Below are 11,797 nucleotides of genomic sequence, written 5' to 3'. Positions count from 1 at the left end.
CCCGAGAGTCGGCAGGGTTGCCATCAGCCAAAGCGTCACTACCAGAAACTGGAGTGACGCGGGGGACAGGGGAGACCAAACCGGGGGAAATCAAGCCTTATGCCGTCGCGTCCACGGGCAGCAGTACGCCCGGACGCGGATCGCGCATGCGCAAGATTTCAGTATCAGTACCGTGCACTTTCCCATGCCCCCAGATAAGGGAAGTGAAACGGGGGAACATGCCAATCGACGTACTGATTTGTGATCAGCTGCCGGTCGTCCGAAACGGGATAAGCGCAATTCTGGCACCCGAAGAGGACATTCGCGTCATCGATTCCACGGCTTCCGGAATTCACGCGATGATGATTGCCAGGACGCGGCGCCCGCACGTCATCATCACCAGCCTCACCCTGGACGGTCTTTCCGGTCTCGAAATGATCAAACGTCTCCGCAAGGAGAACCTCTCTCCCGCTCCCCGCATCGTCGCCTTCACCATGGACGACAGCGACGACGTCATCTCCGCCCTCCTGCACGCGGGCGTCACCGGTCTGCTGGTCAAAGAGGTCGACCACGCGGAGATGATCTCGGCGGTGCACGCCGCGGCCGAGGGGCGCATGATGCTGGCCCCCAGGGTCGCCGAGCGGCTGGTCACCTGGTTCCGCCGGCAGGACAGCCGGCCCGAAGGAAGTCTGCAACCCGTCGCGGCCGCCCTGACTCCGCGGGAACGACAGGTACTCTCGCTCATCGCGCGAGGCAGGTCGACAGAGCAGGTCGCGGTGGATCTCGCCATCGGCATCGCCACCGTACGCACGCACGTGTACCGGCTGCGGAACAAGCTGGAGCTCAGGGACCGGGCTCAACTGGTCTCGTTCGCCTACCGCTCAGGGGTGATGCAGATGGCCACCGCCGACAGCTGACTCACCGGTTTCCCGGCGGAGCCCCAGGCCCCGCCGGATCTCCCGCCGTTACGTCCCGGGCGCCGTCCTCAGTGCAGCTTCGGGTCGAGGGCGTCGCGCAGTCCGTCACCGACGAAGACGAAGCCGAGCACGGTCAGGACGATCGCGAGGCTGGGGAACGCCCAGAGGTGATCGCTGACGCCGATGAACTGCCGGCCCTCGGCGAGGATGTTCCCCCACTCCGGCACGCCTGGGGCGACGCCGATCCCGAGGAAGGAGAGAGAGGCCACGCTGACGATGGCCGTTCCGGTGTTGAAGGCGGCGTACACGAGCACCGGCGTCATCGAGTTGGGGAGGATGTGCCGCAACACGATCCGCAGGTGACCGGCGCCGAGCGCGCGGGCCGCGGCGACGTAGTCCGCTTCGCGTACGGAGAGGATGGAACTGCGCAGCAGGCGGGCCACCGTCGCCCACGAGAACAGGGCGAGCGCGGCGATGACCGGCCAGACGCCCTGCCCCGTCACCAGGATGATGGCGATGGCGCCGACCAGCAGCGGGAAGGCCAGGAAGACATCCGCGGTCCGCATGATCAGCGCGTCGACCCATGCGCCCGCATAGCCCGCGAGCGCTCCGAGCACGACACCTATGGCGCAGGTCAGGACGATGGACGCCAGCCCGATCAGGAGGGCGAGGCGGGTCCCCGCGACCAATCGGGAGAGCAGGTCCCGGCCCAGACCGTCCGTCCCGAACCAGTGCCCCGCCGACGGCCCCGCCATGGTGTTGCCGAGATCCTGCGTCTCCGGGTCGTGGGGCACAAGCAAAGGGCCGAAGGCAGCGGTGAGCACCAGCCCCACCACAATGACAAGACCGACCACGGCGAGCCGGTTGCGCAGGAACCGGACGCGTACGACCCGCCAGTACGTCGTCTGCGAAGGCGCGCCCGGCGGTTCGTCGGACACAGCGGCCGGACTCTTGGTCAGTTCACTCATGCAGGTTCCTTGGTCGGGTCCAAAGCCACGTTCGGGCCGGCAGCGGGTCGGGCGGTCAGCTTTCCCGGATGCGCGGGTCGAGCGCCGCGCACAGCAGGTCCACCAGCAGGCTCAGGACGACGAAGACGGCGATCCCGTACGTCACCACTCCCAGGACGACGGGGTTGTTCTGCTGGCGGACCGCGTTGACCAGGGCGAGCCCGACGCCGTCCCAGTTGAAGATCGCCTCGGCGATCAGGGCTCCGCCCATCAGCAGGCCGAGGGAGATGCCGAGGTAGGTGACGACCGGGATGATGGAGTTCCGCAGCACGTGCTTGAACAGCACCGTTCTGGGCGGCAGCCCCTTGGCGACGGCGGTCTTGATGTAGTCCGCCTGCAGCACCTCCAGCATCGTCCCGCGCATCAGGCGGGCCACGAGCGCCGCGTCGACGATGGCCAGTGTCACCGCGGGCAGCACCAGGGACTCGATGTTCCCGGTGCTCAGCAGCGGGAACCAGCCCAGTTCGACGACGAAGAACTTCTGCAGCAGGAAGCCGATCACGAAGGTCGGGAATCCGATGGTCAGCGTGGAGACGAAGGTCGCCGAGACATCCCAGATGCTGTATTTGCGAAGGGCCGCAAGCACGCCGACAGGCACTCCGACGGCGATATTGATGACGATGGCCGCCAGGGCGAGCTGCGCGGTGTTCCACAGCTTGGGAGCGAGGATTTCGCTGACTTCTCTTCGCTGCACATAGTCTTCGCCGAGGTCGCCGGTGAGCAGCCTGCCGAGGTAGTGGAAGTACTGCTCGTAGAACGGCTGACCCAGGCCGTAGCGCTCCCGCAGTTCGGCCACCACGACCGGGTCATGGGCGTTCTCACCACCGGCGAGTGAGCCGATCGGATCGCCCGGGAGCACGAAGAGGCAGACGAAGAGAACAATGGTCGCGCCTATGAGGACGATCAGCATCTGCCCGAAACGACGGGCAACGAAGCGCCCCATATTGTGTCCTCTCCCTCTGCCGGTTCTTCACTTCCGCGCGTGCTCCCCATCTCCCGTTACTTCAGGGAGATCCCTTCGAGATACGGCGTCTCCCCGAAGGAAAGGGCGTCGAGCCCGTTGAACTTGTCCTTCGCCACCAAGCGGTACTCGGTCCGGTGGAACGTGGGGATGAGTGCCATGTCGTCCATGGCGATCTTCTCGGCCTGCTTGTAGATGGCCGTCCGCCGCTTCTCGTCCTTCGTGGCGCGCGCCCGGTCGACGAGCTTGTCGAACGCGGGGTTGTGATAGCGGCTGCGGTTGTCGCCCTTGACCTCGCCGTTCTCGTCCTTGGCGATCGAACCGGAGTGCAGGAGCGGGTACAGGTAGTTGTCGGGCGTCGGGTAGTCGGCGCCCCACGAGTACCGGAACAGGCCCGTGGCGTCCGCGCTCTGTTCGGCCTCGAGCCCTTCCCTGAAGGATTTGCCCTGGAGCTTCACCTTGAGCCCGAGGGTGTCCTCGAGCTGTTTGGCGACCGCCTGGATCCACTGGTCGTGTCCGACACCGGTGTTGAAGACGATGGACAACTCGTCGCCCGGCTTGAGACCCGCCGCCTTCGCGTGCGCCTTGGCCTTCTTGGCGTCGGGCTTCAGGCAGGACGCGCACAGCTTGTCCTGGTACGACTTCGGCAGCGCGGGCGGGACGATCGAGGACGCCGGACGCTGATAGCCCTTGTAGAGGCCTTCGGTGATGGCCTTGCGGTCGATGGCGTACGAGACCGCGAGGCGGGCGTCCCTGCTCTTGAGCGGTCCCTGGTCGGTGATCGGCAGCAGGTAGTTCATGCCGTTCACATCCTGGGTCAGCCACTTTCCCGAGGCCTTGAACTTGGCCTCGGCGGACCGCAGTTGCCCCGGCGGGATGTGCGCGTAGTCGAAGAGACCGGTCTGGAATCCCTGGTATTCGAGATCGAACATGCTCTGATCGTTGAGCAGTGTGATGTCGACCCGGCCGATCTTGGCCTTCTTGAGCCCGTACCCGTCGTTCCGGACCAGGGAGATCTTCTTGTTGTGATCCCACTTGCCCGCCATCTTGAACGGGCCGTTTCCGATCGGCAGGTCCGCGAACTTCTTGTACCCGTCGACCTCGGCGACCTTGGGAATCGGGCTGAACACCGTGTGTGCGGTCTTCTTGTCGAATTCGCAATCGCTGTTCGTGAGGTCGACCCGCAACGACGTGGCGTCGGGCGCGGTCAATCCGCTGAGCCGCTTCGCCTTTCCGCTGCGCACCTTGTCGTACCCGACGATTCCATCAAGGTGGTACGACACGTCGGACGCCAGTTCCGGGTTGACGGAGCGGTTCCAGCCGCGCACGAATGCCGCGGCGTCGACGGGTTCACCATTGGTGAACTTCGTACCGCTCTTCACGGAGAACTTCCACTGGGTGCAGTCTTTATTGGTACTGGCCGCCGTGGCGAGCCGAGGCTCCATCTCCCCCTTGGGGGTCACTCGGTAGAGACCGGTGAACACCACCTCGGAGACGATCAGCCCCGTGGTCTCCGACGCCAGTCCGGGGTCGATCGAGGCCGGTTCGGTCAGGCCGAACCGGAAGGTCCCGCCTTCGGCGGATCCCTGGTTCTGCCCTTCTCCCCCACAAGCCGTCACCGCCAGGGCGAGGGCCACGGCCCCCGCGGCCCAAGTGATTCTCCCGCTGCCACGCATGCAGTCGCCTGCCTCCTTCGTCATCCCACCCACCGGCGGCCAACTATTGGAGGCGGGCGGGGCGTTGAGCCACCGGAATCACGTCACGTTTGCATCACACAGTGCCGCGGCATGTTGCTTATCGGGAGTAATCGGAAGCGAAGTCCGCGCCACGGAAACGCGCGGGTAATTGGCGACGGTCCACCGCGGGCAATGCGTTGACACGTGTTTCAGTACGGTGTTGAACTCCCGTTCAGCGCACGGACTTAGCCCGGCATAAGCAGAATGCTTACAGAACCTGTCCGGCAGCGGATTCTGTTGGCAGCGCCCCGCCCCGTCGGTAGGCTCGGACGACGCGCTTCTCGAAGGGCTGAACCGTTGACCGAACTTGCAGAACCCGAAGAACTTGCTGCCTCTCACCCACTCGCGGAGTACGGCTGGAACAACCGAGTCGAAGCGGATTTCGCCCCGCACGCGCCCAAGGGGCTGCTGCCCGGTCGCGTCATCCGCGTGGACCGCGGCCGCTGCGAAGTGGTGACGCTCTCCGCGGACGGCTCCTCGGCCCTGACCCTGGACGCCGATCCGGCTCCCATCGCCTCACGCGATCCGATGTGGGCCGTCTGCGCCGGGGACTGGGTGGCCGTGGATGCCAGGACCGAACCGGCGGACGTACGCGTTCTGCTGCCGCGCCGTACTGCTTTCGTACGGTCCACTTCGTCCAAGCGGTCCGAAGGGCAGGTCCTCGCGACCAATATCGACTACGCGGTGATCGCCGTGTCGCTCGCCGTGGAACTGGAGCTGGAGAGGGTCGAACGCTTCCTGGCCCTCGGCTGGGAGTGCGGAGCCCAGCCGGTGGTCGTGATGACCAAGTCCGACCTGGTCCACGAACCGGAGACCCTCCGCTTCCTGGCGGACGACATCCGCGACGCCGCTCCGAACGTCCCGGTTCTCGCCGTCAGCGCACAGACCGGCGCGGGCGTCGAGGAGTTGGCCACCCGGCTCAGCGACGGCACCTCTGTGCTCCTCGGGCAGTCCGGCGCCGGCAAGTCCACTCTCGCCAACGTGCTCGTCGGCCGTGAGCTCCAGGAGGTGAGGGCCGCGCGGGACAGCGACGGCAAGGGCCGGCACACCACGACCCGCCGCGACCTGCTCGTACTCCCCAAGGGCGGGACGCTGATCGACACCCCGGGGCTGCGCGGCGTCGGTCTGTGGGACGCCGCGCGCGGCCTCTCCCTGCTCTTCTCCGACGTCGAGGGCCTGGCCGAATCCTGCCGCTTCCACGACTGCTCCCACACGTCGGAACCACGCTGCGCCGTCCTGGCGGCGGTGGCCGAGGGTGAACTCTCCCAACGCCGCCTGGAGAGCTACCGCAAGCTGACGGCGGAGAACGAGTGGATCGCGGACCGCATCGACGCACGGCAGCGCGACGAGGTCCGGCGGCACTGGAAGCGGGGCGACCGCTCCTGAGGATGCCGGGCGCCGAGCCCGGGAAGGGGCGGCTCAGCCCAGGAAGCTCAGCCGGACCCGGCGGTCGGGATTGTCGACATTGGTGTCGACCAGGCACACCGACTGCCAGGTCCCCAGTTCCAGGCTTCCGTTCACGACCGGCAGGGTCGCGTGCGGTGGGACCAGCGCGGGCAGGACGTGGTCACGGCCGTGGCCCGGACTGCCGTGGCGGTGCTGCCAGCGGTCGTCGGCGGGGAGCAGCGTGTGCAGCGCGGCGAGCAGGTCGTCGTCGCTGCCCGCGCCCGTCTCGAGGACGGCGATCCCCGCGGTGGCGTGCGGCACGAAGATGTTGAGGAGACCGTCGCGGTCGCCCGCCGTCTCGCGCAGGAATGCCTCGCAGTCGGAGGTGAGGTCGACGACCGTCTCGGACAAACCGGTGGTGACCTGCAGGACCCGGGTGGTGAATGCATCGGACATACCGCCATCCTCCCCCATAACGCGGTGCGTCCGCCGGGCGGGAAGATCCCGGACCCCGATGAGGTTGGTAGAAACGTGAACGACATCGGGGTACGAGACGCGGCGCCCGCCCAGGAGACGGCACAGCCCGCACAGGCGGCGCAGGCGCCACAGGACGTGGACGTGGTCGTCATCGGCGCCGGGCAGGCGGGCCTGTCCGGCGCCTACCACCTGAGGCGGGTCGGCTTCGAGCCGGACCGGGACTTCGTGGTCCTGGATCACGCGCCCCGCCCCGGCGGAGCCTGGCAGTTCCGGTGGCCTTCCCTGACGTACGGGAAGGTGCACGGCATGCACGCGCTCCCCGGGATGGAGCTGAGGGGCGCCGACCCCGCACGACCGTCCTCGCAGGTCATCGGGGAGTACTTCGACGAGTACGAGCGCCGCTTCGGCCTGCGGGTGCGACGCCCCGTCGACGTGCACAAGGTCCGGGAGGGCGACGGCGGCAGGCTCCTCGTCGAGACCTCGGCGGGCACCTGGTCGACGCGCGCGCTGATCAACGCAACAGGCACCTGGGACCGGCCGTTCTGGCCGCGCTATCCGGGCCAGGAGACCTTCCTGGGGCGGCAGTTGCACACGGCGATCTACCCCGGCCCCGAGGCGTTCAAGGGCCTGCGGGTCGTCGTCGTGGGCGGCGGCGCGTCCGGAACGCAGCACCTCATGGAGATGGCCCCGTACGCGGCCGCGACCACCTGGGTCACCCGGCGTCCCCCGGTGTTCCGGGAGGGGCCGTTCGACGAGGACTGGGGGCGTGCGGCGGTAGCCATGGTCGAAGAGCGCGTGCGTCAGGGCCTGCCGCCGCGGAGTGTGGTCTCCGTGACGGGACTGCCCGTGAACGACGCGATCCGGCAGGCACGGGCCGACGGCGTCCTCGACCGGCTGCCGATGTTCGACCGGATCACGCCGACCGGCGTCGAATGGGACGACGGGCGCCGCGTCGACGCCGACGTCATTCTTTGGGCGACGGGCTTCCGCGCGGCCATCGAGCACCTCGCGCCCCTGCGGCTGCGCGAGACGGGCGGCGGCATCCGACTGGAAGGCACCCGGGCCGCCGCCGACCCGCGCGTCCATCTGGTGGGGTACGGGCCCTCGGCCAGCACGATCGGGGCCAACCGTGCGGGCCGCGCGGCGGTGCGTGACATCCAGCGGTTGCTGGCGGAGGCGCCGGTCACGGTGTGAGGCGGCTGCGACGCCCCGGCGGCCGGTTCAGGGTGCGGCGACGTTCACCAGGCTCTTGTACGGGAGGTAGCGCGGCACGCTGGGCCGGGTGGGGGCCGGAGTGACGCCGTCCAGGGCCTCGATCATCGTGCCCAGTTCCACGGTTCCCCCACCCTCGGCGAAGCGGCGCCAGGCCGACATGTCCCGCCATTCCGCGTGGTTGAGCACCCGTCGGCCGTCCTTGCTCGTGTGGAAATGCGCGGCGAGCAGCCCCGGTGGGCGGGTGCGCTCCAGGATCGCGATGACGTTGTCGACGAAGGCGCGCTGGCTGTCCGGCCCGGTCGTCTCGAACGTGGGCGTGACCAGCGCACCCGGCGCCCCGTCCGGTCCCTCATCGGGTGCGTAGCTGCGGTAGAGCCCGTAGCGCACCTGGCCGGGGCGCTCGATGCCCAGGACCATACGGTCGACCTTGCTCATGCCCTCGGGCTGTCGGGCCGCACGCGCCCATTCCCGGTAGGAGTCGTCATCCGTCCACTGCGCGTAGTTGAGGACCTCGCGGCCGTTCTCGCTCAGGAACGTGGTGAACGAGAGCATGCCCGCCGGGCGCTCCTGCTGCTCCCACTCCTCGATCACGAGGTCCGCGGCCTGCTTCTGGACCCCTGGGGCCGGCAGGGTCCACGAACTGACGAGGATCGTGCCGGCATCCGCGCGCCGGACGTCGGGAAAGGCACGTGCTATCGGTGCGGCCATGGTCGGCTCCTCCTGCAACTGAGCGTCATGATCAGTGAAAAGCGTTGTACCTGAACCACGGTTGAGGTCAAGGCGCAGCCGATCCGGCGAGCAGGAGATCTCCCCCCTGGGCTCCTGCTACTTCGCCTTGTTGAACTCCCCCACGTTCTTCTGGTGTTCCTCGAAGCTCGGTGTGAAACGTGTGTCTCCTGGCTTGACGGTCACGAAGTACAACCAGTTCCCCGGCGTCGGGTTCGCCGCCGCCCGCACGGCCGCCTCGCCGGGGTTGCCGATCGGCGTGGGCGGCAGGCCCATGCGTGCGTAGGTGTTGTACGGGCTGTCGAGCTTCGTGTCGCGTTCGCTGGTGACCAGTGTGGAGCGGTTGAGCGCGTAGTTGATCGTGGAGTCCATCTGGAGCGGCATACCGCGTTCGAGGCGGTTGTGGATGACCCGGGCAACCTTGCCCATCTCCTCCTTGGAGCCCGCCTCGGCCTCGATCATGCTCGCGATCGTGACCGTCTGGTAGCCGTTCACGGGAGTCTGGCCGGCTCCCGCCGTGACGTGGCCGCCGCCGAACTTCTTGTTCGCCGTGTTCACCATGAACGAGAGGACGGATTCCGGGGTCGATTCGGCACTGATCGGGTATGTGGCCGGGAAGAGATATCCCTCGGGGTTGCCGCGCGCCTCGCCGGGAAGTTTCAGGGCTGCCTTCGGGACGGCCTTCTTCGTGGTGCCCGCGGGGACGCCGAGGGCCTTGTCCACAGCGGCGTACACCTGGCCTGAACGCCATCCCTCGGGGATGGTGAGGGAGTCGGGCCCGGCGTTGTCATCGGGCAGCAGCAACGGCACCGCCACGGCGGCGGCCGCAGCGGCGGCTCCGGTCGCGATCAGGGCGATCCGGCCCCGCCGCGTCAGTCGAATCGTGCCACGTCGCGGAGTCTTGGTCTGCATGCAGGCACGGTAACCCGCCAATGCTTACATTCCGGACATATCTTCATGTCGCGGGCTCCAGTTGGGCGTCCCTGCGGACGAGGGCCGCATAACGGCCGTCGCGCTCCAGGAGCTCCTCATGGGTACCGCGCTCGACGGTGCGCCCGCCGTCCAGGACGACGATCTGGTCGGCACCCCGCACGGTGGAGAGCCGGTGGGCGATGGTGAGGGTGGTCCGGTCGGCGGAGAGGGCGTCGATGGCTTCCTGCACCGCCCGCTCCGTGCGGTTGTCCAGGGCACTGGTCGCTTCGTCGAGGATGAGGACCGGTGGGTCGCGCAGGATGGTGCGGGCGATGGCGAGGCGCTGTTTCTCGCCACCTGAGAAGCGGTGGCCGCGCTCGCCGACGACCGTGTCGTACCCGTCGGGGAGGGACGCGATGTGGTCATGGATCTGGGCGGCGCGCGCCGCCGCGACCAGTTCCTCGTCGGTGGCGTCCGGCTTGGCGAAGCGGAGGTTGTCGGCGACCGAGGCGTGGAAGAGGTAGGTCTCCTGGGAGACGACGCCGACGGCGCGCGCGAGGGTGTCGAAGTCGAGATCGCGCACGTCGACGCCGTCGAGGGTGACGCGGCCGCCCGTGACGTCGTAGAGCCGGGGGACGAGGTGGCTCAGGGTCGACTTTCCGGAGCCGGTGGGGCCCACCACGGCCAGGCTGCCGCCCGCGGGTATCTCGATGTCGATGCCCTGGAGCGTGGGGCCCGACTTCTCGTCGTAGTGGAATTCGACGTCCTCGAAGCGGATCTCACCCTTGATCCTGTCGAGGTGCACCGGCTTCTCGGGTTCGGTGATGTCGATGGGCAGGTCGAGGTATTCGAAGATGCGCTGGAAGAGCGCGAGCGAGGTTTGGATCTGCACACCGGTGGAGAGCAGGCTCACCGTCGGCCGGAACAGGCCCTGCTGGAGCGAGACGAAGGCGACGAGCGTGCCGATCGAGACGGTCGGGCCGCCCATCCGGAAGGCGAGGCCAGCCGTCCAGTAGATGACCGCGGGCATGGCGGCCATGACGATCGAGATGACGGCCATACGCCAGCGGCCCGCCATGTTCGACCGGATCTCCAGGTCGACCAATTGCTCCGACTCGTCGGCGAAGGACTTGGTGAGGGAGTCGGCGCGGCCCATCGTGCGGCCGAGGAGGATGCCGCTCACGGAGAGCGATTCGGTCACCGTCGCGGCCATCACTGCCATCTGCTTCTGGCGCTGTGTGGCGATCTTCTTGCGTTCGCGGCCGACGCGGCGGCTGATCCACACGAAGACCGGCAGGAGCAGCAGCGAGACGACGGTGAGCCGCCAGTCCAGGGCGAGCATGGCGACGACCGTCGCGATCACGCTCGTGAGGTTGGAGACCAGTGACGTGGCGGTGGAGGTGACCGTCGCCTGCATGCCGCCGATGTCATTGGCGATCCGGGACTGGACCTCGCCCGTGCGGGTGCGCGTGAAGAAGGCCAGCGACATGCTCTGCAGCCGGCCGTAGACCGCGGTGCGCAGGTCGTGCATGACGCGCTGCCCCACGGACGTACTGATCAGGGTCTGCAGGACGCCGAGAACACTGGTGACGACCGCGCTGAGGATCATGCCGAGCGCGAGCAGGCTCAGCAGGCCCGTACGCCCTTGCGGCAGGGCGGTGTCGAGGATCTCCTTGAGCAGGAAGGGGGTCGCGACCGAGACGAGCGAGGCGGCACAGACCAGCAGGCCGACGATCGCGAGGCGGCCGCGGTAGGGACGGAAGAGGCGGAGGATGCGGCGCATCTGGCGCGGCTGCGGCTCCTCGCCGGAGGCTGAGGGCTGCGGCGTCCAGGCGGGTTCGTCGTGGCGCATGGGCTCCTTCGGGATCTCGGACGACGATGACTCAGGGAGCATAGCTCACTGTTACCTATACTCACAATGCACAAGGTCCTGATAAGGTTCCCGCATGAACACCCCGGACCCCGACGGCCTGCTCGCCGAACAGTTGCTGCGGCTGACCCGCAGGCTGCAGCGGATCCAGAAACGCCATCTGGGGCCGACCGGCATCACCCCCGCCCAGTCCCGCCTGCTGCGCACCCTCGCGCACTACGAGACCCCGCCGCGCATGGCCGATCTCGCCGAGCGCCTCGAAGTCGTGCCCCGCGCCGTGACCACCCTGGTCGACGGCCTGGAGGCGGCCGATCTCGTACGACGCGCGCCCGACCCCACCAACCGCCGGGTGATCCGCATCGAACTGACCGACACGGGACTCAAGGCCCTCGGCGAGCTGCGCGGCGCGCGCCGGGCCGCCGCGGAGGACGTTCTGGCCCCGCTGGACACCGAGCAGCGCGCACAGCTGGGCATCCTGCTGAATGCGTTGTTCGATGTGCCGGACGTCCGCCGCTGCTGAGAGCCTGTGTCATATCCCCGGTCGGATCAGTGGGCGTCGTCTGGTGCGTGCGATCGCAAGGCGCCGGGAAGTCCTCGTAGCGGAGCTACTA

At 68.0% G+C, this 11,797-nt stretch carries 11 protein-coding genes; 4 read left to right on the top strand and 7 right to left on the bottom strand.

Annotated elements, in window-relative coordinates; translation table 11 throughout:
* Positions 1–218: 218 nt before the first annotated feature.
* Positions 219–896, top strand: a complete 678-nt coding sequence (locus AC07DI_RS27680) for a response regulator (RefSeq protein ID WP_384253166.1) — start codon at positions 219–221, stop codon at positions 894–896.
* Between the two features lie 68 nt (positions 897–964).
* On the opposite strand, the gene AC07DI_RS27675 is transcribed toward AC07DI_RS27680, so the two are convergent.
* Genes AC07DI_RS27675 through AC07DI_RS27665 form a run of 3 tightly spaced genes read right to left on the bottom strand, consistent with a single transcriptional unit; the run spans position 965 to position 4,540 of the window.
* Entirely contained in the window at positions 965–1,864 is a 900-nt protein-coding gene (locus tag AC07DI_RS27675) for an ABC transporter permease (protein ID WP_384253169.1), read from the bottom strand.
* 55 nt (positions 1,865–1,919) lie between these two features.
* Positions 1,920–2,846, bottom strand: a complete 927-nt coding sequence (locus AC07DI_RS27670; RefSeq protein ID WP_384253172.1) for an ABC transporter permease — start codon at positions 2,844–2,846, stop codon at positions 1,920–1,922.
* Between the two features lie 56 nt (positions 2,847–2,902).
* Positions 2,903–4,540, bottom strand: coding sequence for a peptide ABC transporter substrate-binding protein (locus AC07DI_RS27665; RefSeq protein WP_478906677.1), 1,638 nt, complete (start codon positions 4,538–4,540; stop codon positions 2,903–2,905).
* Between the two features lie 357 nt (positions 4,541–4,897).
* On the opposite strand from AC07DI_RS27665, the gene rsgA reads away from it, so the two are divergent.
* Positions 4,898–5,986, top strand: coding sequence for a ribosome small subunit-dependent GTPase A (rsgA, locus tag AC07DI_RS27660; protein ID WP_478906675.1), 1,089 nt, complete (start codon positions 4,898–4,900; stop codon positions 5,984–5,986).
* 33 nt (positions 5,987–6,019) lie between these two features.
* Here the strand turns inward: rsgA and AC07DI_RS27655 are convergent, their stop codons facing one another.
* The gene (locus AC07DI_RS27655; protein WP_478906673.1) at positions 6,020–6,442 is read right to left on the bottom strand and encodes a secondary thiamine-phosphate synthase enzyme YjbQ; all 423 of its coding nucleotides are present in this window, start codon (positions 6,440–6,442) and stop codon (positions 6,020–6,022) included.
* 156 nt (positions 6,443–6,598) lie between these two features.
* Here AC07DI_RS27655 and AC07DI_RS27650 point away from each other — a divergent pair, with 156 nt between their 5' ends.
* Complete coding sequence (locus AC07DI_RS27650; protein ID WP_478906898.1) at positions 6,599–7,657, top strand: NAD(P)-binding domain-containing protein; 1,059 nt, start codon at positions 6,599–6,601, stop codon at positions 7,655–7,657.
* 27 nt (positions 7,658–7,684) lie between these two features.
* On the opposite strand, the gene AC07DI_RS27645 is transcribed toward AC07DI_RS27650, so the two are convergent.
* From AC07DI_RS27645 to AC07DI_RS27635, 3 genes are all read right to left on the bottom strand, one after another.
* The gene (locus AC07DI_RS27645) at positions 7,685–8,386 is read right to left on the bottom strand and encodes an antibiotic biosynthesis monooxygenase (protein ID WP_478906671.1); all 702 of its coding nucleotides are present in this window, start codon (positions 8,384–8,386) and stop codon (positions 7,685–7,687) included.
* 117 nt (positions 8,387–8,503) lie between these two features.
* On the bottom strand, positions 8,504–9,316 hold the full coding sequence (gene mltG / locus AC07DI_RS27640; RefSeq protein ID WP_478906670.1) for an endolytic transglycosylase MltG: 813 nt from the start codon (positions 9,314–9,316) through the stop codon (positions 8,504–8,506).
* A 43-nt stretch (positions 9,317–9,359) separates the two neighbouring features.
* Positions 9,360–11,168: an ABC transporter ATP-binding protein gene (locus AC07DI_RS27635; protein ID WP_478906668.1), complete on the bottom strand. Its 1,809-nt coding sequence runs from the start codon at positions 11,166–11,168 to the stop codon at positions 9,360–9,362.
* A 94-nt stretch (positions 11,169–11,262) separates the two neighbouring features.
* Here AC07DI_RS27635 and AC07DI_RS27630 point away from each other — a divergent pair, with 94 nt between their 5' ends.
* Positions 11,263–11,706, top strand: coding sequence for a MarR family winged helix-turn-helix transcriptional regulator (locus AC07DI_RS27630; protein WP_478906666.1), 444 nt, complete (start codon positions 11,263–11,265; stop codon positions 11,704–11,706).
* Positions 11,707–11,797: the final 91 nt, after the last annotated feature.

This window comes from Streptomyces sp. NPDC044106, from assembly GCF_056433985.1.
Note: the sequence above shows the minus strand (reverse complement) of the source record. Positions and strands in the feature narration are given on the sequence as shown.